At 38.7% G+C, this 23,010-nt stretch carries 20 protein-coding genes and 2 tRNA genes; 12 read left to right on the top strand and 10 right to left on the bottom strand.

What is annotated here, in order from left to right; genetic code table 11:
- Nucleotides 1-13 precede the first annotated feature (13 nt).
- Nucleotides 14-967: a D-alanine--D-alanine ligase family protein gene (locus HMPREF0091_RS00810; RefSeq protein ID WP_006302267.1), complete on the bottom strand. Its 954-nt coding sequence runs from the start codon at nt 965-967 to the stop codon at nt 14-16.
- A 116-nt stretch (nt 968-1,083) separates the two neighbouring features.
- On the opposite strand from HMPREF0091_RS00810, the gene rlmN reads away from it, so the two are divergent.
- Nucleotides 1,084-2,334, top strand: coding sequence for a 23S rRNA (adenine(2503)-C(2))-methyltransferase RlmN (gene rlmN / locus HMPREF0091_RS00805; RefSeq protein WP_006302266.1), 1,251 nt, complete (start codon nt 1,084-1,086; stop codon nt 2,332-2,334).
- 113 nt (nt 2,335-2,447) lie between these two features.
- Here rlmN and HMPREF0091_RS00800 read toward each other — a convergent pair whose 3' ends face one another.
- The 8 genes from HMPREF0091_RS00800 to rpmH all read right to left on the bottom strand — a co-directional run bounded on the left by HMPREF0091_RS00800 (nt 2,448) and on the right by rpmH (nt 7,625).
- Nucleotides 2,448-3,311, bottom strand: a complete 864-nt coding sequence (locus HMPREF0091_RS00800) for a ParB/RepB/Spo0J family partition protein (RefSeq protein WP_006302265.1) — start codon at nt 3,309-3,311, stop codon at nt 2,448-2,450.
- Complete coding sequence (locus tag HMPREF0091_RS00795) at nt 3,304-4,095, bottom strand: ParA family protein (RefSeq protein ID WP_006302264.1); 792 nt, start codon at nt 4,093-4,095, stop codon at nt 3,304-3,306. Before HMPREF0091_RS00795 ends, HMPREF0091_RS00800 begins: the two co-directional genes overlap by 8 nt.
- 39 nt (nt 4,096-4,134) lie before the next feature.
- Nucleotides 4,135-4,980, bottom strand: coding sequence for a 16S rRNA (guanine(527)-N(7))-methyltransferase RsmG (gene rsmG / locus HMPREF0091_RS00790; RefSeq protein ID WP_010241727.1), 846 nt, complete (start codon nt 4,978-4,980; stop codon nt 4,135-4,137).
- A 243-nt stretch (nt 4,981-5,223) separates the two neighbouring features.
- Nucleotides 5,224-6,051, bottom strand: coding sequence for a Jag family protein (locus HMPREF0091_RS00785; protein WP_006302262.1), 828 nt, complete (start codon nt 6,049-6,051; stop codon nt 5,224-5,226).
- A gap of 30 nt (nt 6,052-6,081) precedes the next feature.
- Nucleotides 6,082-6,840 carry a YidC/Oxa1 family membrane protein insertase gene (locus HMPREF0091_RS00780; protein ID WP_006302261.1) on the bottom strand — a complete coding sequence of 253 codons (759 nt, stop codon included), beginning with the start codon at nt 6,838-6,840 and terminating at the stop codon, nt 6,082-6,084.
- A 17-nt stretch (nt 6,841-6,857) separates the two neighbouring features.
- Nucleotides 6,858-7,082 (bottom strand): membrane protein insertion efficiency factor YidD, encoded by a 225-nt coding sequence (gene yidD / locus HMPREF0091_RS00775; RefSeq protein ID WP_006302260.1) that lies wholly within the window; start codon nt 7,080-7,082, stop codon nt 6,858-6,860.
- 55 nt (nt 7,083-7,137) lie between these two features.
- A complete protein-coding gene (rnpA, locus tag HMPREF0091_RS00770; RefSeq protein ID WP_006302259.1) occupies nt 7,138-7,455 on the bottom strand; it encodes a ribonuclease P protein component in 318 nt (105 codons plus the stop codon).
- Nucleotides 7,456-7,484: 29 nt separating this feature from the next.
- Complete coding sequence (rpmH, locus tag HMPREF0091_RS00765) at nt 7,485-7,625, bottom strand: 50S ribosomal protein L34 (protein ID WP_006302258.1); 141 nt, start codon at nt 7,623-7,625, stop codon at nt 7,485-7,487.
- Nucleotides 7,626-8,102: 477 nt separating this feature from the next.
- On the opposite strand from rpmH, the gene HMPREF0091_RS00760 reads away from it, so the two are divergent.
- From HMPREF0091_RS00760 to gyrA, 7 genes are all read left to right on the top strand, one after another.
- Nucleotides 8,103-9,260, top strand: a complete 1,158-nt coding sequence (locus tag HMPREF0091_RS00760) for an ATP-binding protein (protein WP_010241723.1) — start codon at nt 8,103-8,105, stop codon at nt 9,258-9,260.
- A gap of 216 nt (nt 9,261-9,476) precedes the next feature.
- Nucleotides 9,477-11,180: a DnaA ATPase domain-containing protein gene (locus tag HMPREF0091_RS00755; protein ID WP_006302256.1), complete on the top strand. Its 1,704-nt coding sequence runs from the start codon at nt 9,477-9,479 to the stop codon at nt 11,178-11,180.
- Nucleotides 11,181-11,448: 268 nt separating this feature from the next.
- Entirely contained in the window at nt 11,449-12,558 is a 1,110-nt protein-coding gene (dnaN, locus tag HMPREF0091_RS00750) for a DNA polymerase III subunit beta (protein WP_006302255.1), read from the top strand.
- A gap of 15 nt (nt 12,559-12,573) precedes the next feature.
- Nucleotides 12,574-13,722, top strand: a complete 1,149-nt coding sequence (recF, locus tag HMPREF0091_RS00745; protein ID WP_006302254.1) for a DNA replication/repair protein RecF — start codon at nt 12,574-12,576, stop codon at nt 13,720-13,722.
- A complete protein-coding gene (locus HMPREF0091_RS00740) occupies nt 13,706-14,260 on the top strand; it encodes a hypothetical protein (RefSeq protein WP_006302253.1) in 555 nt (184 codons plus the stop codon). Before recF ends, HMPREF0091_RS00740 begins: the two co-directional genes overlap by 17 nt.
- Nucleotides 14,261-14,428: 168 nt before the next feature.
- Nucleotides 14,429-16,375 carry a DNA topoisomerase (ATP-hydrolyzing) subunit B gene (gene gyrB / locus HMPREF0091_RS00735; RefSeq protein ID WP_010241722.1) on the top strand — a complete coding sequence of 649 codons (1,947 nt, stop codon included), beginning with the start codon at nt 14,429-14,431 and terminating at the stop codon, nt 16,373-16,375.
- Between the two features lie 14 nt (nt 16,376-16,389).
- On the top strand, nt 16,390-19,227 hold the full coding sequence (gene gyrA, locus HMPREF0091_RS00730; protein ID WP_006302251.1) for a DNA gyrase subunit A: 2,838 nt from the start codon (nt 16,390-16,392) through the stop codon (nt 19,225-19,227).
- 135 nt (nt 19,228-19,362) lie between these two features.
- On the opposite strand, the gene HMPREF0091_RS00725 is transcribed toward gyrA, so the two are convergent.
- Nucleotides 19,363-19,947 carry a bifunctional nuclease family protein gene (locus tag HMPREF0091_RS00725; protein WP_006302249.1) on the bottom strand — a complete coding sequence of 195 codons (585 nt, stop codon included), beginning with the start codon at nt 19,945-19,947 and terminating at the stop codon, nt 19,363-19,365.
- A 315-nt stretch (nt 19,948-20,262) separates the two neighbouring features.
- Between HMPREF0091_RS00725 and HMPREF0091_RS00720 the strand changes: the two genes are divergently transcribed.
- The 4 genes from HMPREF0091_RS00720 (at nt 20,263) to typA (ending at nt 22,972) form a co-directional block, all read left to right on the top strand.
- Nucleotides 20,263-20,339: transfer RNA gene (locus HMPREF0091_RS00720), tRNA-Ile, on the top strand.
- Between the two features lie 76 nt (nt 20,340-20,415).
- Nucleotides 20,416-20,491: transfer RNA gene (locus HMPREF0091_RS00715), tRNA-Ala, on the top strand.
- Between the two features lie 53 nt (nt 20,492-20,544).
- Nucleotides 20,545-21,000, top strand: coding sequence for a hypothetical protein (locus tag HMPREF0091_RS00710; RefSeq protein WP_010241721.1), 456 nt, complete (start codon nt 20,545-20,547; stop codon nt 20,998-21,000).
- Nucleotides 21,001-21,133: 133 nt separating this feature from the next.
- The gene (gene typA / locus HMPREF0091_RS00705; RefSeq protein WP_010241720.1) at nt 21,134-22,972 is read left to right on the top strand and encodes a translational GTPase TypA; all 1,839 of its coding nucleotides are present in this window, start codon (nt 21,134-21,136) and stop codon (nt 22,970-22,972) included.
- The last annotated feature ends 38 nt before the right edge of the window (nt 22,973-23,010 follow it).

Genomic DNA, 23,010 nt, shown 5'->3' with positions numbered 1-23,010 from the left:
CAAATTCGTTGGACTATTTTTCTAATGCATACTCTACTAAGCGTTTACAAAGCTCAGGAAAGCCCATGCCTTCATGTGCTGCAGAATCAGGAATTAAACTACGTTCAGTCATACCTGGAATAATATTAGTTTCCAAAGCATACGGCACACCATTTTCATCAACGATAAAATCGGTACGCGAAACACCACGACAACCAAGTGCCACATGAGCTTGCTCAGCGAGTTCTTGAGCGTGAGCGTACACATCTTTATCCAAACGCGCAGGTATAACATGGTGAAGGGGTGCAGGCTCGGCTTTTGCTTGTATATCATAAAACGGAGCGTTAAATACAATTTCAACAATAGGCAGTGCGTGAGGGTGATGATTTCCAATAACAGGAACCGTTATCTCGGTGCCAACAATAGCTTGCTCTATCAGAACATGTGTTCCTGTTTTTTGCTCTTCCTTAATTGCGTCTGCAAGGTCTTTTTGCTCTTCAACTTTAAACACGCCAAAACTCGAACCGTTGTCCGTGGGTTTCACAAATAATGGCAATCCTAATTTATCAACAATATGCTGTACTACGTTTTTATCAATCTCGTCATCCGAAGCAAGACACGCATCTTTTGGAGTGGGAATACCTGCGTTTTCGTATGCTAGTTTAGCGATATCTTTTGCAGTACCCATAGCAGATGCCAATACTCCAGAGCACGTATAAGGAATATGAAGAATTTCCAACAAACCTTGAATACAACCGTCTTCACCATAGCGACCGTGCATAGCAACAAAAGCAATATCAAATTCATGCGCAGCAAGTCGTTGAATAAAAGAAAGGTCTTTAACGTCAAACATTTCAACTGTTGTAAAACCAGCTGTTTTAAGAGCCTTTACGCATTCGGTACCAGATTGGAGCGATATCTGAGCTTCGTCAGACCAACCACCTGCCAACACTGCAATGCGATAATGTGTTACATCAGTTTTCTGCATAACCGTCTCCTTACATGCCTGTCATTTGGGTAGAATAAAAATATACATTTACAACGTAGTTAAGTGGTATAAGCATACAACATTTATCACTTATGAGAGAGGTTCACCGTAGGCATATGAACAATCAAGACAGTAAAACCAAAGTAGACCGCACAGCTATCGCCAATGAAGTGCATGCTCTGTACAAGGAGACACAAAAAGATCCACAGCAGCTAACATCAAGCGAAGGTGATGAGGATGGTTCAAATATTCATACATCAACGCGACAACCAAGTTGTAGTTGCATAAATGCGGCTCACACGGCTGCTTTGTGTAAACAAGAAGCGTCACAAAAGGTTGAGATTAGAAGCTTGAACCACGATCAGTTAACATATGAACTTACATCTATGGGCGAACCTGCGTTTAGAGTTAAGCAAATTGAGGCATGGTTGTGGCAAAAGAACGCACGCTCTTTTGATGATATGACAAATCTGTCTAAAAAGTTGCGCGCGCGACTCAAGGAAAAATTTGCTTTATACTCCCCCGCCCTCGTTAGTAAGCAGGTTTCGCAAGATGGCAGCAGAAAGTATCTTTTACGCTTTCAAGATGGTGTTATGGCAGAATGTGTGGGTATGCCAACTAAAAACAAACTTGCGATATGTGTTTCAACGCAAGCGGGATGCGCTATAGGCTGTGTGTTTTGCGCAACAGGTAAAGCTGGTCTTACTCGTTCGCTTACGGGTTATGAAATTTACGAACAAGCTCTATTCATACAAGACGATTTCCAAATGCGCGTTGCTAGCGCAGTCCTTATGGGACAAGGCGAACCGCTTACTAATTATAACGCAAGCATATTTGCACTTAAAATGATGAACTCTGCTATCGGTCTAGGTGTAGGAGCTCGGCACCTTACTATTTCTACTTGTGGAATACTACCTAACATTATTAAATTTTCTCACGAAAAAGAACAGTTTACCTTAGCTGTTTCTCTGCATTCCGCCGTGCAATCTACCAGAGATTATCTCATGCCTGGTGTTAAACGGTTTAATCTGCAACACCTACACGACACAATGAATTTATATGTAGAAGCAACGGGCAGACGTCCAACCTATGAATATGCACTGATAAAAGGTGTTAATGATACCGATGAAGAGCTTGCGGCGCTCTGCGATTTTTGTGCTGGAACGCTTGCGCATGTCAACCTCATTCAACTTAATAAGATAGATGATTCGCCCTTTTTACCAACAAGCGAAAAACGTGCTGAACATTTTGTTAAAACACTTAAACGTTTTGGTGTTGAGGCAACTATTCGCCATTCGCGCGGTGCGGATATAGATGCTGCATGCGGCCAACTTAAGCAAAAAGTAGTGGGAAAGAAACGTGTATAGCTGTGCAAATGCTTATGTGAAACAATATTTTTCATATAAATTTTGCTTCATTATCTAGCAAAACGCCCGTCTGTTACAAGGCGGGCGTCCGTTTTATCATTATCTTAAAGACTTTATTCCTCAGACGAACCTGATTGTATGCGTCTTACGAGCCTCATTAAGTCGTCATTATCCGCAAACTCAATTTCAATCTTATGTTTTGTTCCAGATTCTTTAACTTTAACTTTGGCACCAAGAGCAATATGTAATTGGCGAGCGGCGCGTTTGTATTCTTGTGGCAACACGGTCCGAGGTTTTTTATCTAATGTTGCGCCAGAAAACAATGGAGCAAGTTTTTCTGTCTCTCTTACCGATAAATGCTCTTCAACTATCTTCTTTGCAAGTTTTATTTGTGCGTCTTCTTGAGGAATGCTCAACAATGCACGAGCGTGCCCAGCACTTATTAACATATCACCAAGCAAATTTTGAATTTCTTGAGGTAAATCAAGCAAACGCATGGTATTACTTATGGCCGACCGCGACTTTGATAACACTTTGCTCAGTTCTTCTTGTGTCACCTTAAGTTGCTTAATAAGTTTTTTATACCCTAAAGCTTCTTCAAGGGGGTTAAGGTCTGCACGTTGAAGATTTTCGATTAAGGCAAGTTTAAAGATTTCGTCGTCTGTAATATTGCGAACACATACTGGTATTTCTTTTAGACCAGCCTGTTTTGCCGCTTGAAAACGCCTCTCCCCTGCAACGATCTCGTAAGCTGAACCTTTTTTACGCACTAAAATTGGCTGTAATACACCATTTTGCTTAATAGAATCCGCAAGTTCTTGTAGTTGAACTGGATCAAAATGTTTTCTCGGTTGATTCTTGTTTGGTTTAATTTTATCAAGTGATATAAGCTCCGATTCCTTAGGAGTTCCGGCTTCAGTATCACTACTTGTTAGAAGAGATTCAAGACCTCTCCCCAACCCAGATTTTTTAGCCACGACGACTCACTTCCTTTGCAAGTTTAAGATATGCCAATGATCCCTTACTAAAACGTGCATAAAGATTAATTGGAAGTCCATGACTTGGGGCTTCGGATAATTTAACACTTCGCGGAATAATCGTTTTAAAAACCTTGGAACCAAAATATTTTCTTACTTCACTTACAACTTGTTTTGACAATGTCGTACGAGGATCATACATAGTCATTACGACACCAAAAACATCTAGTGTTGGGTTAAGCCTCGAATTAATCATTTTCATCGACTCAATAAGCTTACTTACTCCTTCAAGAGCATAAAACTCACATTGAATAGGAATGAGAAGGTTTTCTGCTGCTACAAGAGCATTAATAGTAAGTAATCCGAGCGATGGGGGACAGTCAATAAAAATATAATCGTATTGATATCTAATAGGTTCAAGCAAACTTTTTAGTATGTTTTCACGAGCTATGCTTGAGACAAGTTCAATTTCGGCACCAGCAAGTTGAATAGTAGCCGGTATAACCCAGACATTTTTTTGAGGTGTGTCGTAAATTAGCTCTTCCAACGGAGCGTTATCCAGCAAAGCATTATAAATATCCTTTTCAAGTGATGTTTTATCAATGCCAAAACCAGACGTTGTGTTTCCTTGTGGATCTAAATCAATAACCAAAACACGCTTTTTCTGCTCACCTAAGCATGATGAAAGATTTATAGCAGTTGTAGATTTACCTACACCACCTTTTTGGTTAATGATTGGTATGATATGACCCCTATATTGTTTCGTTTGAGCTTCTGTCTCCATCAAACACCTCTCAGAGATTATTGTTTCACGTAAAACATTTTACAACGGTTTATGTACAGCATCACCAATATTTCTTGGAAGTTTTATCTTAGCTTTATTTTCTTTACGATATACAACAAATTCTCTATGTCCCATCTGAAGTGGTAACTCAAATGTTTCACGTGAAACAAATCTAAATCCGCATATAGAAGCGACTTTTTCTGCATGTTGAAACTCTGCTTCTGAAAGCTGCGCTTTAGAGCAAATGAGTAAACCGTTATGATTCAAGAGGGGAGAAGCATACTCAAGGAGAATAGAAAGTTGTGCAACAGCTCTAGTTACGATCAGAGTAAACTGATGATCGTATTGAGGAGAAAGTTCTTCAACACGTTTATTCTCAATATAAATAGGGCCATCAATACGGTTTTCTGCAATATAATGTGAAAGAAATTTTGTCTTTTTTCCGACAGAATCACACAATACAAGTTTTTTTGGCAGCTTTATTGATAAAGGAATACCTGGAAATCCAGCGCCTGTGCCTAAGTCAAGAATAGTTTGTGTTTGCAAGTTAATATTCAAGTTTTGCATAACTAAAATATTCAAAAGAGAATCAAGATAATGCAGAACAAGAGCACTCCATGTATCAGTAATACGTGTCAAGTTGGTAATTTTGTTATACTCACGCATTGAACAAAAATGTTTGTATAGGACATCCGCCTCGCTTACAGTAATCCTTATTCCAAAAGCATCTGCTAAGTAGCAAAGAATGTTAATAAAAAAAGAATCTTCTTTATCTAAAAAAGAGTTGTTAAAACTATATAACCCGTTGTCATATTTTAAGAAGTTACGATAGGGGAGAGGTATGTCATGTAAAGCAATGTTGATTTGCGTATCAGAAATTTTCATATATATCATTTCTCTTTAGCAACAAACGAAAACAATCGTATGAACCATTATCACGTATCTTTAATTTTATGAAATACAAAACTCAGGCAGTTTTCATACCTATTAAACAAATCCTATTGTACGTTAGCGTCAACTATTCATCACAAGCAACCTCAAGTCTGTAATAAAGAAACATAGTTTGACCTAATAAAAAAGCTGCAACTCACATAGCTGCAGCTTTTGCAAAATATTTACAATAAAGGATTAGCGTTGTCTATTTTTTCTTACATAGGTAACAACAACTCTACGATGAGGCTCAACACCCTCGGAATGTGTTGCCACGGAAGAATCCCCAAGAAGTGCAATATGAACTAATCTACGTTCAGCAGGACTCATGGGTGCCAAACTTACTTTTCCGTGACGATTACGTGCACGAGCAGCTGCTGCTAAGGCAATAGCTTCAACTTTCTTTTTCCTGCGAACCTTATATTCTTCAACATCTATAGTAACTGGATAATAAAAATGCAGTTCGTTACTTACAAATGCATTAATAATGGTTTGCAGTGCCTCTAGGGTAAAGCCATGACGTCCTATAAGGACAGCTAAATCGCCACCAGAAATATCAAAAATAAGAGAGTTTGTTTCGCTTTCATATTCATCTATAGAAACACTTGTTTCACCAAAAAATCCCAGAATAGATTTAAGATGTGTTACAACAATAGAAGCAATAAAGTCTTTTTCCTCTTCAGACAAAGCCTCACGAGCAACCATATGATCATGAATTGCATTGATAACGGGGTTATCACTTGGAACATATTCGGTTTCAATATGTTCATCCTTAATGTGTTGATCTTTAGAGGCGCTTGAGGAAAATTCACGTTGTACAGGTTTTTTATCTTCTTTGGAAGGTTTATATTCTTGGTCTGATGTTGAAGTAATTTCAGAAAAGAAACCATCCGCACGTTGTTGAGCTAAAAACGCATCAAGTGAAGCTTTAGTATCTTTAAACATAGAATCACTACGATTCACCTGAGAATCAGACTCATCCAGTGAATCAAAGCTATCTGGCATAAATTGCGACTCGGTACTCATAAAATAAACTCTCCTTAGTGATATTAATGGTTATCCCTTTTTATGAGGACGATTTTTCTTTTCTTTTCTCACAACATCTGGTTGCACGCTCTGATTTTTCATTTTTTCTTCGGTTTCTTTTTTAACACGTGCCATAACCCTATCGGTTACAAGTTTTTGCTGAATAATTTGCCAAACCGATGAAGTGTTGTAATACAGCAAAACTGCAGTTGGAACAGTCCATCCAAACCAAAGCATAAAGACACTCATCACAGCGCCCATGGTTATCGTTTGCGAACGTTGTTGAGATGACGATGCAGAAGAAGTAATAACCATTGGAATAAATGTCATAACGCCAAAGGTAATAACCAAAAGAATGTAAATTGCCGCACCCGACAATCCTTGCTGTTCAAAAACTGTTTGAGGTGACAATGAAATAGAAGGAAGTATATTAAAGAACGAAGCATCTTGAGGAATCTTACTTGCAACGGTAAATAAACCAAAAAAGATCGGCATTTGCAAAAGTGTTGGCAAACACCCACCAAGCATATTAAATTTATGCTCGGAATAAAATTTTTGCATCTCTTCATTCATACGCGCGGGATCATCAGCATATTTATCTTTGATCTCTTGCATTTTTGGTTGTAGAACCTGCATTTGGGCAGAAGATTCGGTTGATTTGGTCATAAGTGGTATCAACAACACACGTATAATCAAGGTTAATATAATAACTGCTAAGCCCCAATCGCCGCACAGCGACTGTAAAAGCTCAAGAATTTGAGTTAATATTCCTATAAACCAATCCCACATACGTCCTCCGTAACTGTTTAGGGCACTGGATCAAATCCTCCCTTATGAAAGGGATGACAACGTAAAATACGGCGAAGAGCTAAATAACTTCCTTTTAACCATCCATACCTTCTAAGTGCTTCACATGCATATTCAGAACAGGTAGGGCTATAAATACATGAAGGACGCATAAGAGGGGATATACACTTTTGATATCCTCTGATAAGCGTAATAAAGACGTTTTCTGTTTTGCCTAATTTCATTTTATAGCTCTTAAGATAAACGTTTAAGTACCTTACAGTTTATGATCTGTAACACCTATGTTGTCGTTATGGAATGTAGGAGTTTATTTACAATCTTACTTAGTTCACAAGAGGAGTACGCTTTTGTTTTGTGTGTAGCAAACATAATCACATCAAAATTTTGTGGAACATAAGGTATGTCGCGAACAGCTGCTCTTAGAAGCCTTTTACATCTGTTCCTAAGAGGTGCACATCCTATTTTCTTAGGTGCGCAATACGCAACGCGGGTTGTTTGCGTAGACGGAATAAAAACTATCCTCACAGCAGGATGAAATAATCTTTTCCCGTTTTTAAAAACCATAGCAAAGTCTTGTTTTGACTTTATGGTTTGCATACCCCTCTCCTTATAAACTATCTACGTTATTACAGACTTACGGTAAGTCTTTTGCGACCCTTAGCACGACGGCGAGCAAGGACGAGTCTACCTGCTTTGGTAGCCATACGAGCACGGAAGCCGTGAGTCTTAACACGTTTAGACTTATTAGGTTGATACGTACGTTTCATAAAAACCCCTTTATACTAGTTTTATATACGGTATACGATGCCTGTTTGTAATAAGCTAAAAAAGTATAGGAGTTTATGCAGGTGTATGTCAATATTTATACATGAACACCTTAAATTCACCGTGTTTAGAAACGTTTTTAGCTTTTAGAAAATTTTCTCTTTTTGTTTTCATAACTTTTCATTGTTTAAGAAAATCTATGATAGATGTTTGAAAGTTTTGTCGCAATTACTATATATTACCTGCTATTTTATAAAAGTTTTCACAGTTTTATTCATTCTTTTTTAGACATGTTTATAAAGTTATCTACATCTTTTTAACAATTGTTGAAAACTTATTTTCAATACTTTTCATTTATGAAAGAGAATGCATTTATTATGAAAGAAACTTAGATTGAATGATGAAAAAGAAGATATATGTCGTAATATATAAGTTTGCAGCACTCAATAAAATCTATGTATAGTAAAAGAGGTGAGAATATGGCACATGCGTTTTATCCTTTCGTAGAGGATCATGAAGGTGAAAAGGAATTAGATAGTCAAGACAAACTAGATAGTAAAGACAAAACAGTGTCAGATTCTACCTCTAAAAATGATGTTTTATTACCTCATTACGCAGCTAGAATTGCAGTTTTTGATGCTACAAACGCTGCACCGCGCGTGGTAGTAATTGAACCTTGTAATGTACGCGACTATTTGGAAGAAATAACTCAACAAGTGACCAAACTTGCCTCCGAACAAGGTGGTACTATACCTTTTATGGTCATTAGAGAAATTGTTGAAAATTTTATTCATGCGTATTTTATCGAGCCATCAATTAGTATTTTAGATAAAGGTATGACTATACGATTTGCAGATCAAGGGCCTGGAATTAAAGAAAAAGACAAAGCGCTTGATTTTGGTACCACATCTGCAACAACCGAGATGAAACGCTATATCCGCGGTGTTGGATCGGGACTTCCTTATGTTCGTGAGTATATGAAAAGTACACACGGATTTTTAGATGTTGAAGATAACATTAATGGTGGAACTATCGTCACTTTATGTGCGCAAAGCGATACACAATACTCACGTAAAACGTATGATAAAACGCCAACAGTTAATACACACCCTAGTGTGCAAGGGTATACAACTCATCAACCGATGGATTCGGTACAGAACTACGAAGTAAACGAGCCAGATGCTTTTAACAGAGCATATCAAGCTAATACCAACTATCCTGTTAATGTCTATACGCCATACAGCACCAAACAAACACCTACACGTTATGCCCCTCTGTATCAGCAAACATCTCAGCAGACACCGCCACAAGAATATCAGCAGACACCGCTACAAGACTATCTACAGCAGCAAGCCCAGGCGTCATATCCCATGCAGATACAACAACCGCAAGCCACATCTCCTCTTAGCACATTGCCACTAACAGCGCGGCAGGAGCAAGTATTAAGATGTGCTCAAACCTATGGATATGTAGGACCAACTGAATTAACAAAACTTTATGGCTTGTCACAGCCAACGTGGTCGCGTGAGCTTAAAGCATTAGAAGATATGGGTATACTCCATAAAAATCCTAAGGAACAAAAAAGAGTCATAACCAAACTTGGATATGCGTATATAAACTCTCATCTACAACAATAGTTTTTCGTGGTAGATATTTATATGGATTACCTTGGAATTATTCTATAGCGATACATCTCGTATCTTATATTGATACGTCTTACTTCCTAGGTATGTGTCGCAGGAGTTTTCAACAATTTTTGTATTTTATGAGTTTTCATCATATACTAGAACCAGTTTTCAACATTATTGAGGAAACTACCTTAGTAAGACATTATTTATAATTCAGGAGTATCGATGAGCAAAGAGATTACCACATCAGACATACAGACAACAGAGCATGATATGTCCGATGCATACAGTTTATGGCAAGACGTTATCAATCTCTTTCGTGAGGACGGTTATATTCCTTCGGTTATAGCGATGTTAGAAAAATGCACTCTTGTGAGCTTTACTCATAACGTTCTCACCATCAGTACATCCTTAAATTTTGCATACAAAAAATTAACAACACATAAAGACGCAATTGTCGCAAAAATGGAAGAAGCGGCATTTGAACCAATTTCGCTGCAAATTCTATTCAAACCTTTTAACAATGACGTATTAAATGAAAGCAACACAGCTCATGTGAACAACCAAACATATGTAGTTCAAACAAGTCAAGAATCAGCTACCACACAGCCATCCCATCAAGTAAAGACTGATGAACCCACGGTACAGAACGCAAATGAGGCAAGCGATAAACTAATTAACGTGCAAACTCAAATTACTAAGGATGAGTTAGACAAACTTGAAAGCCAAGATAATGTGCTCATCGATCAGTATTTTGATCAAATGAAAACCTCTCATATGGAACGTCTTAATCGCGATCATAAAATCATTTCATTTGAAACAGGACAAGTAGAAAACACTGTACAAAGCGAAATTGATTCTAAACTCACATTTGACCGTTTTGTTCAGGGCGAGGAAAACCAGTTAGCATATCAAGCGGCAAATCAAGTGGCATGTGGATCATGCAATCAATCATATAATCCGCTTTTTATCTATGGTAAAAGTGGGCTGGGAAAAACTCACCTCTTGCGTGCAATACAAAACTATATTATAAAAAACGATCCTACGCGCACCTGCGCTTACAAAACAGCAACAGAGTTTATTGAGGAATATACACTGGCATGGCAAAAGTCACCACTCGAAAGAAATGCTTTAGCTCGTAGTTATAAAAATATTGATGTGCTTATTATTGATGATATCCAAAATATGCGAACAGCAGCAGGTACCATCAAGTTTTTCTTTGATACATTTAATTCGCTTATTTCTAATGGAAAACAAATTGTATGTGCGGCTGATCGATCGCCTCAAGAGCTTCAATTAGGTGAAAGTAAGTTTGACGAACGCGAAACGAGTCGTATGGATTCTGGTATAACTATCAGCATTCAGGTACCAAATTATGAGCTAAAACTTAATCTTATTAACAACTTTTATAAATACATTCGTCACGATGCTGAGGTAGAACATCTACTTATCGATTTTGGAACAATCACCGAAGAACAGCGAATGTATATGGCAAAAATTGCAGGAAGCAATATTAGAGTCATTGAAGGCTTTGTTCAAACATGCTTAATTAATGCAGGTAAAAGGAAAAAAGAGGGAAGAATTTTTTCTAATAACGATATCGCACAGATAGCAGCTACCAAATGGAAACCTCGTCAACATATCCCTACTATTGAGGAAATTCAAAAATGTATAGAGGATACCTATCACATTTCTCATAACGACTTAGTAGGTGATCATAGAAATAAAGAGCTTACTGAACCACGCCATATCTGTATTTGGTTAGCACGCGAGCTCACCGATATTACATTAGCTGACATAGGTCAAAAGTTTGGCAACCGCACACATGCAACTATAAAACACAGTATTGCAATTATCGAGAAAAAGAAAAAAGACAGGGTATTCTATGATCAACTGCAAAAATTAAAAGACATCTTAACAAAAGAGTAGATTTACCAGCGTATGTTTACAATTTTGTTGATACGTGTTGATTGTTGTATATAAACAGCTTCAAATACCTGTATAAACGGAGATGATTGAATTTTTGTGTTAAAAGTGATGAGAACTTATAAAAGATTTGGTTAGTAAAATAGTAGGGATCAACTGCATATATGACAAGTTATTAACATATGAACACTACTTATTAGTAATAAAGTATTTAGATATTTATTATTATTTATATAATGAGATGTAGATACTTTTAATTGAAAGGAAGCATATGAAATTCTCTGTAAGTCAAAAGGAATTTAATCAGGCGATTACCATAGTTTTACGTGGAGTTGCCTCTCAGGCTACGCTTCCTGTTTTGGGTGGTATTTATATTCAAGCGCAAGGATCAACACTAACCTTACAAACGTGTGATCTTAAAGTGTCAATACGTCACAAGCTCGAAGCGGCTGTAGAAGAAGAAGGTCAAACCGTTGTTCCTGGCTTATTTTTATCAAAGTTGGTCAAGAACCTACCTGACGCACCTATTACCATGGAAACAACACCAACTCAGGCAATTTTAACGTGTCTCAAATCTACCTATGAGCTTTCTACCCTTGATGCCGCTGATTTTCCCGAATTTCCAGACATTACGCCTTCACAAAGTATTGAATTGCCAAGTGATTTGCTTAACGATATGGTAGAACGCGTATATCGTGTAACAAAAGAGGATATATCCAATCCTATTTTGGGTGGTATTACTCTTGTTGCACAAGAAAATAAGCTTACTATGTATGCAACAGATTCTCATCGCTTGGTTATTATTGATACAAACACAGAAACCGCGTCTATTGATTCTGAGTTTACCGCAATTATCCCTGCCGTTTGTTTCCACGAGCTCCTCAATTTACCAACCATTACACCTCGTTTGCAAATAGGTTTGACTGATAATCAAGTTATTTTTAGCTTTGAAAACACAACGTATGTAAGCTTAAAAATTGAAGGTATGTTCCCCAATTATAAAAATCTTTTCCCTACTACCTGCAATACCAAGCTCACTGTTAACCCCGAGCAACTTACGCAGGCAATTAAGCGTGTTGCATTGGTTACCACGAATAAAAATCTTGGCGTTATCTTTGATGTAGATCCTCAAAATCAACTCATAACACTTAAAGCAGATTCTTCTGAGTTTGGTGCTTCAAAAGAAGAGTTTAGTGCAACTATCGAAGGCAATCCTATCTCGTTTTCAATGAACTATCAGTTTATTCTTGAGTGTTGTCGCTCTACAACCCATGCCGACGAAATGACTTTTGAGATAGTTGACAGTTTTCAACCTATTGTCATTAAGTCATTTGGAACAATGAACTATCAATGTTTGTTGATACCGCTTCGTACCAATTAGTAGTTTTGAGTTAGTATGAGCTTTGTATTGCATGAGCTTACCTGCACAAACTGGAGAAATTTTCAACATCTTCGTATAAGTTTAGGTGATAAAACCACTGTTTTACACGGTAGCAATGCTGTTGGTAAGACAAATACCATCGAAGCTGTACAAATGATTACTACAGGTACATCATTTAGGAAGCCTTTGCTTACCCAGATGATTTACCATAACGAAAATGCAGCTCGCCTTTGTGCAGTTTATGAAGATGAGCTGCATAGTGTTGAATTAGCATGTAATATATCAACTCACTCTAAAACTTACCTCAAAAACGATAAAAAGTGTTCTGTGTCAACGCTTTGTTCTGTTATGCCTTCGGTACTTTTTTCTCCAGATGACTTATTGTTTGTTAAACAGACAGCTCGTTATCGCAGAAGTGAAATAGATGGATTCGGCATACTTGCTCATAAAGGTTATAGAAAGCTCATTAAAACATTTTCTCGCGCTCTTGAGCAAAGAAATAACATACTTAAATTGCCTTTGAGTGATTCAGATATATTACACGCATGGAGCGTATCGTTGGCCCATGGATCTGCAAGTGTAGTTGCTGCTCGCCTTAAACTCATTAATCACCTTTATAGTAAAGCTTGCGAGGTATATCATACAATTTCTCCTGCCGAGCAACTTGAAATTAAGTACAAAAGCTCAATACCTTTGATAAAAGATTTAGAACATAAGGTAGAAGAGCCTTATATGTATACACCACAAAGCTTATCTTCTCTTAGTAAAGAAGATCTTGTACAGTCATATTTAGATGCCTTTAGTCAAAAGGAGCAAGAAGAATTACGCAGGCAGGTAACACTTATAGGTCCACAAAGAGATGATATTGAATTTTATATCAATGGTATCCCTGCACGTACGTACGCGTCGCAAGGTCAACAAAGAAGTATTGTGTTAGCGTGGAAACTAGCAGAGGTTTTATTTATTAAGGAGTTAACTGGACAAAATCCTATTTTACTGTTAGACGATGTTATGAGTGAGCTTGATGAAACACGGCGTTTAGCGATTATGGAATTTATCCAACAAGGTATTCAGACTATAATTACAACTACGAATCTCTCATATTTTACAAAAGACATACTTGATCGCGCACAGGTGGTGAATATGAATGAAAAACAATCATAGACAACACACTGAAAGTAGTCTTTCTTCGCTTTTAAGCTCATGTATAACTAATCCTGCACTCGCAAAAATTAAAAAGCAAAAAGCTTCTGCTGCTGCTTGGAATGCGGTTATCGGGGATATCGAAAGAAAACATACAACTGGTGTGTTTGTTATAGAGCCTAAAATAAAAGGTCGCTATCCTATTCTTGGTGTGTTTGTTGATTCCTCTTCTATTCTTGTCGATTTTAATGTTAATAAAGAGATGTATCTTATAAGACTTGCGCACTTAGGTTATAAATTTGATGACATTCTTTTTAAGCTTTCTAAATATATGCAGATAAAACCTGTGTTAACACCACAAACAACTGAACCGCCTTGCGCAAGCTCTGCTTTACAAAAAACGCAACCAACTTTACCTGCACTTTCTCCTCAAGAGACTGAATTTGCAGAACACACGGTACAAAACCTTCCATCTGCACTTCGTTCATCTGCTCTGAAGGCTGTTAAAGCAACACTGCAACGGCAGAAGTTATCATCATACGCAAAAGACAATTTATAGCTAAATTAAGCTACATAAACCGCTGAGAGATATGTTTGTTTATGGTATTGTGTGCAATATTGTTTAGGCTCGTTGATTTTTCTGCATATTTAACAACATTTACATGATTTTATCATGAGTTTTAATAATTAGCGTAAAATAGAAATATCGTATAAAAGGAGGGTGTTTGTGACAAAAGAAGTCAGTTCATACGGTGGTAACGAAATTAAAGTTCTTGAAGGACTTGACCCAGTTCGTAAACGTCCTGGAATGTATATTGGTACAACATCGGCATCTGGTTTACACCACCTCGTTTGGGAAATTGTTGATAACTCAGTAGACGAAGCAATGGCGGGGTATTGTACCTCAATAAATGTTATAGTTCACCCCGATAATTCTATTTCTGTTGAAGATAACGGCCGTGGTATTCCTGTTGAAATGCACCCTCAAAAGAAAATTCCTACCCTAGAAGTTGTTTTAACAATTTTACACGCTGGTGGTAAATTTGATAACGCTGCCTATAAAGTATCAGGTGGTTTGCACGGTGTTGGTGTTTCGGTCGTTAATGCACTTTCAAAACGCTTAATTGCACGTGTTTCGCGTGATGGTGGCATTTTTGAAATGGAATTTAAACGTGGTAAAGTAACAAAAAAGATGACGCGTGTTGGTGATTCGTCTCATACTGGCACAACTATTACGTTTTGGCCTGATGACACTATTTTTGAAACCACAACATATAATTTTGATACGCTCCACGATCGCCTGCAAGAAACTGCTTTTCTTAACAAAAATTTGCATATCAGTCTTACTGACGAGCGTGAAGAGACACCTCGTAAAGAGGAGTTTTGCTACTCAGGTGGTATTGTAGACTTTGTTAAATACTTAAACGAAGAAAAAACTATCCTACCTGGACTTAATGACCCTATTTATATCGAAGGTTCTTCTGCACCAGACACACCCCTTAATCAGCGCGGTGAGGTAGAAGTTTCCATTCAGTGGAATACAACCTATTCCGAGCATGTAATGTCGTTTGCTAACGATATTTATACCGATGAAGGTGGTATGCACCTTGAAGGCTTTAGAAGTGCGCTTACTAAAACAATTAATGATTACGCGCGTTCACATAAGCTCTTAAAAGAAAAAGAAGCAAACTTAACCGGTGACGATATTCGTGAAGGTTTATGTGCAATTATTTCGGTTAAACTTCCTGACCCTCAATTTGAAGGTCAAACCAAAGCAAAACTTGGAAGTTCTTATATGAGAACGCTTACCAACAAAATTGTTGGCGCAGGACTTACTGAATATCTTGAAGAACATCCTAATCAAGCAAAAGAGATCTTTAAAAAAGCATTCCAAGCAGCTAAAGGTCGTCTGGCGGCACAACGCGCACGCCAAGTTGCTCGTAGAAAAGGTTTGCTCGAAAGTGCTTCATTACCAGGTAAACTTGCCGACTGTTCTGTTCGCGATGCTCAAATGACTGAACTTTTTATTGTTGAGGGTGACTCTGCAGGTGGTTCTGCTAAAATGGCGCGCGACCGTTCTATACAAGCAGTTTTACCATTAAGAGGAAAAATTCTTAACGTTGAACGTGTTCAGCAAGATAGAGCTCTTTCTTCTGAATCTATCACATCTCTTATTACGGCTATTGGTACTGGTGTTGGTAAAGAATTTAATATCGAGAAAGCTCGCTATCACAAAATTGTTATTATGACCGATGCTGATGTAGACGGTGCACATATTAGAATTTTGCTCCTCACCTTCTTCTATCGTTATATGAAGCCTTTGGTTGACGCCGGATATATTTATGTTGCGCAGCCACCTTTATATCAAATTAAGGCAAAAGGCAAAAAATACGGTAAGTATCTATATACCGATGAAGAGTTGGCGCTAGAGGCAAAACAGTTTGAAGATTCTTCTAAATATAGTGTTCAACGCTATAAAGGTTTAGGAGAGATGGATCCTGAACAACTTTGGAGCACTACGATGGAACCTAAAAACCGCATTATGCTTCGGGTAACGGTAGACGACGCGCGCGAAGCAGAACGAGCTGTTGCTAACCTTATGGGCACTCAAGTGGAAAAACGTAAAGATTTTATCCAAACACACGCAAAAGACGTGCGTTTCCTTGACATTTAATGAAAGGCTAAACTGTGGCAGACGATAAACATACACCTCATAACCACGATGAGTCTTCGTTTAACGAACAGGATTCTTCTGATAATGTAGACAACACTTCGCAAGATGATTCATTTGACAATGAGCTTGACAACTTGTCAAATGACACAACATCTGACGATGAAGCACTTGAAGATGATATAGAAGAAACAACCTCAAATGAAGATGAACAAACGCTTAATCTTGCTGGAGCAACGCTTGATCACACTATTTCTGATGAGGCAGGCTCACGCTTAGATTTATCTGATATTCATGGTGGAGCGCTTAAACCAACAGATTTGTCTTCTGAAATGAAAGCATCATTTCTTGAGTATTCAATGTCTGTTATTGTGGCTCGCGCATTGCCAGATGTACGAGATGGATTAAAGCCTGTTCATCGCCGTATTCTTTATGCTATGAATGAGGCTCACATTGTTCCTACACGTCCTCATAAAAAGAGTGCATGGACGGTAGGAGAGGTAATGGGTAAATATCACCCACATGGTGACTCCTCGATCTATGATGCTATGGTTCGTATGGCTCAAGAGTTTTCAATGCGTTTACCTTTGGTGGATGGTCATGGAAACTTTGGGTCTATTGATGGCGATCCTCCAGCTGCTATGCGTTATACCGAGTCACGCCTTACTCATGCTGCCATGCAAATGTTGCGTGATTTAGATAAAGAAACGGTAGATTTACAACCTAACTACGATGAATCTCTGCAAGAGCCTTCTGTTTTGCCAGCACGTTTTCCAAATCTGCTGGTAAATGGTTCAAATGGTATTGCTGTTGGTATGGCAACAAATGTTCCACCTCATAATTTAGCAGAAGTTTCTCGTGCTGTATGCATGATGATAGATAACCCTGATGCTACGGTTGAAGATCTTATGCAGGTACTTCCAGGACCCGATTTCCCAACCGGCGGCATTATCATGGGTACCGATGGCATCCGTGACGCCTATACAACTGGTAGAGGCTCTATTACCATTCGTTCAAAAGTGCACGTCGAAAATGTTGGACGTGGCGGTCGTCAGCGCCTTGTTATAACCGAAATTCCATATCAGGTTAATAAAGGTCTTTTGCAGGAACGCATTGCTCAACAAGTCAACGAAAAACGCATTGAAGGCATATCTGACATGCGTGATGAGTCTAACCGTAAGGGTATGCGCATTGTTATTGATCTTAAATCGGGTGCAGTGCCGCAGGTTGTACTTAACAACTTATACAAAAGAACTCAATTGCAGGTCTCTTTTGGTGTAATTGACCTTGCGCTTGTTGATGGTGTTCCTCGAACACTAACTTTGCGTGAGATGATTTATTACTACATAGAGCACCAAAAAGATATTGTAACGCGCCGCACGCAATTTGATTTGGATAAAGCACTTAAGCGCGTTCATATTCTCGAAGGTCTGTTGATTGCAGTTGATAATATTGACGAAGTTGTTCATATTATCAGGTCTTCTCATGACGACCAAGAGGCAAAACAGCGCATGAACGAGCGTTTTGGTATTGATGACATTCAAGGCGAAGCGATTCTTCAAATGCGTTTGCGTCGTTTAACTGGTCTTGCGCGAGAAGAGCTTGCAGCACAGATTGCCGAGCTTTATAAGTCAATTGAATACTATCGTGATTTACTTGCTCATCCACAAAAACTTTTGGAAGTTATTAAAGAAGAGCTCACCGAAATTTCTACTCGTTTCTCTGATAAGCGCCGCACGCAAATTTCTGCGCTTGGCGTTCAAAATCTTGACATAGAAGACCTCATTGCTGAAGAAGACATGGTTATTACGGTAACGCACGCAAGCTATATTAAGCGTTTACCAGTAGCAACCTATAAGTCTCAGAAGCGCGGCGGTAAAGGCGTTCAGGGCTTATCGCTTAAAGATAACGACTTTGTTGAGAACATGTTTGTTGCCTCCACCCATGATTATGTTTTGTTCTTTACCAACAAAGGAAAGGTATATCGCCTTAAAGTCCACGAACTACCTGTTGGTTCGCGTCATGCCCGCGGCTCTGCTTTGATTAACGTTTTGCCTTTGAGTGAGGGTGAGTATCCAACGGCGGTTATTACCACACGTGATTTCCCAGCTGAAGAACATCTTATGTTTGCAACTAAATCGGGTATGGTTAAAAAGACAGCTATGAGCGACTACGATAAATCGCGCCGTGATGGACTTATTGCTATTAACCTTAAAGATGGCGACGAATTAGTAAATGTTCGCCGTGTAAAAGAGTCAGAGTATGTAATTTTGTGCTCAAGTGCAGGTAAAGCAATAATGTTTGAAGAAAGCGATATTCGTCCAACTGGTCGTGGAACATCTGGCGTGCGTGGTATAACGCTTAAAGATGGTGCTACGATGCTTGGTATGGAAATATCCAACGGTAAAGGCGACTTGCTTGTTGTGACCGAACACGGTTATGGAAAACGCACTCCTGTTAGTGAATATCCACTCCAAAAGCGCGGCGGGTTAGGCGTTAATACCATCGCTATGACTCAGAAAAAAGGTAAATTAAGCGCTTGTCGTGTAGTTGGCCCTCAGCACGAACTTATGATTGTTTCTGAAGAAGGCGTCATGATTCGTGTTCAAAGTCAAGATATTTCGCTTCTTAGCCGCGCAACGCAAGGTGTCAAGATTATGAACCTTGCTGAATCTGACAGTGTATCCGCTCTTGCTCGTATGCATATTCACAAAAAGAAAGACACAAATGAGCAACCAGATAGCAATCAGCCGCAATTGCCACTCGACTTTTTATCTCAGAAGCATCAGGAAGAAGAGATAAATATTGGCGATGATGAGCAGATTGATGACGAGTTATTAGATGATGATGAGTAGAACAAAAAACTCACTTTAAGCTCTGTGGCATATATAATCATATGGCTATATGTATCTCGATGGTGCATATAGCCATTTTATATAGAGATACATACGGTAATATGCGTATGCCAAATGAGTTACGTATAGCTTATTTTAATCATCAAGAGAGGATATAAAGTTTTCTAACGCTTTGTCTTGCTGTTGGTTTAATTGGGCTTCTAAATTTGGGATCTGCGCTGATGAAATAACATGGTCATCAACAAACAGAGCAACGTTTAATAAAATACTCAAAACACATGCATCAGAGGGTCTCACTTCAATTGTAAAAAACTCACCGTTATCTTTGCTTATGTTTCCTCGTGCATAAAACACAGTGTCTTTAACATCGTAAATTTCAAAGTAGACAATACGCGTATTGGTATGCTTAAGCATTTGCAGGATAATATCAAAAGGAGTGGGGCGAGAAAACACCTCGCACGCGCTACAACCTTTTCGCATGCGGTCTATACATGTGCTTAACACGGCCGCTTCGTGTGTTCCTACACGAATAGGAAGAATTGGTTTGCTGTCTACATCGGGCGTATTACTTTGTTCGTTGCCTTTAAGCGAAGGATTTTTAATTGGATCCATGCGCTTATGTTTTAGTTTCTTAAAAGCACTGTCGGTAGGTTGCAAAAATACCAGAGAAGGTACGCTAGAATTTCCTCGTACTAAGCTTTGAATCTCCATTGCAATCATTATGCTCTCCAAAAAAAACCAAAAGTTTGTCTGATATCTATCTTAGTATCTCATATTTGTAATCGTGTACGTTTAAGAAAACAAATAACAAACAGTAATATATGGTTTGTACTGCGCATTTACATGATTTTTAAAGCGTATAAGAATATTTGAATATCCGATAAGAGCTCAAATAAACGGCATTATGTATAAAGTTAGCCCGATATTGTAGAGATGTAGAAACATATAAGTTCTGTGAAGTTCTTATAGTATAAAAAAAGATTAGAAAACTGCTTGACTCACGAGTCACAACAGGGTACTATTTTTTCTTGCATTGGACTCGTAGCTCAGTTGGTCAGAGCGTCCGGCTGATAACCGGGAGGTCACAAGTTCGAGCCTTGTCGGGTCCACCACATTTTGAGATAGTCACCCCAGTGGCGGTTATCAAAACCCGCTGGGGTGGTTATAAAATGTGTGAAGCACCCATTTGGGGACGTAGCTCAGTTGGGAGAGCGCGGGCTTTGCAAGCCTGAGGTCGTGGGTTCGACCCCCATCGTCTCCACCATTTGCAATTCAAGCTAGGTGTTTTCACCTAGCTTTTTTTATATCGAGGAACTTATGAGCCAATCACCTATGCATTCAAACTCTGTAGCCTCTATTTCTTCGGAATTAGATGTCTTTGTTACACAAGTTATGGATGCTGTTTGCGAACGATATGAAACAGATACCTCAATACCAGTTCTTCTTGTTCTGCAGGATAAAGACGATGAATGCGTTTCATTTGAGTTTGATCACGATAGCATTGAAAAATGTCTTGAAGAAGCACAGGTCTATGTCAAACATTTACCGCGCATGCAGCCACATCTTAAAAACTTTCACCCTGTTCGATATGTTATATCCTATATAGGAAGTGTAAGTGAAGACAAATCTACACCATCTTTTACTTTGGCACTTTTGTTTGAATATCAAGAAAAAGGAGGTACGGGATATTCAGCGTACCTGCCTTTAGATAAAAAACAAGGATTATTTTCTCGTTCGCCTTTATCGGCAGGTGTTGTAGAGGAACTTTTGTAAACTGATATAAGAATATACCGTGTAAATTCCTTAAAATCATAGGATTTTAATTTCTTTTACAAAACAGTGGTATAAAGTTTTAATGTTTATACATTTAAGTAAACGCACATCTACGACCAAAGAAGAGGTTTATATGCTCCAAGAGCACATTAGAAATATTGCTATTATTGCCCATGTTGACCATGGTAAGACAACACTTGTAGATAAACTTCTACGCGCAACCGATGCATTTAGAGCCAACCAGCAGGTTCAAGACCGTGTTTTAGATTCAAATGATCAAGAGCGTGAGCGCGGTATTACCATTCTTGCTAAAAACATTTCCATTGAGTATAAAGGTATAAAAATAAACGTCATTGACACTCCGGGCCATGCTGACTTTGGTGGAGAAGTTGAACGCGTTCTTAAAATGGCCGATAGTGCTTTGTTGCTGGTGGATGCTGCAGAAGGTCCTATGCCACAAACACGTTTTGTTTTACAGCACGCTATTGCTGCGCACTTACAAATTATGTTGGTTATCAATAAGATCGATAAGCCTGCTGCAAATTGTGAGAAAGCACTCAATAATTCGCTGGATTTAATGATGGATTTGGGCGCGACAGATGAGCAGCTTGAATTCACGATGGAACATGTAATTTACGCTTCGGCTGTTAACGGTTTTGCTCGTCTTACTCCCGATGATTCTTGTGATAACATGTTCCCACTTTTGGACATGATTGTGAACGAATTACCTGCTCCTGAAGTTGATGTTGATGCGCCTTTAGCTATGCAATGTGTTACCATTGATCACTCGGACTACGTTGGTCGTATTGGTGTTGGCCGTATTTATTCGGGAACCATTCATAATAACGACAAAATCTTGGTTGTTAAAAACGACGGTACCTCATCTGTTGCTCAGGTAAAGCAGCTATATACCTTTGACTATTTAGGAAAAAAGGAGTGTAGTGAGATTTCTGCAGGTGATATTGGTGCTGTTGTAGGTATTGATCACACAGATATTGGTGATGTATATACCGATATTGATAATCCTGTAAAGTTGGAGCCTATCGAAATAGATCAACCAACACTTTCAATTGTTTTTGAACCATCTACATCGCCTCTTGTTGGTCGTGAGGGTGATATTGTTGGTGGTCGTCAACTTAAAGAGCGTCTTGAGACCGAGCGCGAAAATAATGTTACCATGCGCATAGAAGAGCTTGACGATAAAACTGGTGTTGAAGTAGCTGGTAGAGGAGTGCTTCATCTCTCGGTTCTTATGGAGCAAATGCGCCGTGAAGGCTATGAATTTCAGGTTGGCCGTCCTCGCGTGCTTTTCAAAAAAGACGAACATGGCAACATGCTTGAGCCTATTGAGCAGGCAGTTGTTGAATGTTCTGGCGAATATTCAGGTAAGGTTATCGAGGTGTTTGGTAATGCTGGCGGTACGATGATAAACATGAAAACTGGTGCTACGCATACTCATCTTGATTTTAAGATTCCAACGCGCGGAATTATGGGATTAAAGACCAAGGTGTTAAATGTGACACACGGTGATGCGGTGTTTTATCACACGTTTTTGGAATACGGACCTTACGCAGGAGAAATCGGTACACGTCAAAACGGTGCTATGATTTCGATGTCAACCGACAAAGCAGTGGCATATGCTCTTGGAACGCTTCAGGAACGAGGTCAGCTTTTTGTAGCACCAGGTACCGAATGTTATGAGGGTATGTTGGTAGGCGAGCGCTCTAAACCTGGTGATATGGTCGTTAATATCGCAAAAACTAAAAATCTTGGTAACCAACGCTCTTCAACTGCTGATATTGCGGTTCAGCTTACTCCTCCTAAGACATTTACACTCGAAGAAGCACTTGAGTACATTATGGATGATGAGCTTGTTGAGGTTACACCGCAAAATATTCGCATGAGAAAGCGTATTCTTAACGAAACCGATCGTAGAAAATGGCGTGTTCGTAACGGTATGGTTGATAAATAATCTACCTACGTATAGCCAACTTATGGTGCTTAAGATAA

It is taken from the genome of Fannyhessea vaginae DSM 15829 (genome assembly GCF_000159235.2).
In the GTDB taxonomy this organism is placed as follows: domain Bacteria; phylum Actinomycetota; class Coriobacteriia; order Coriobacteriales; family Atopobiaceae; genus Fannyhessea; species Fannyhessea vaginae.
This window is presented reverse-complemented; position numbering and strand designations above follow the sequence as displayed.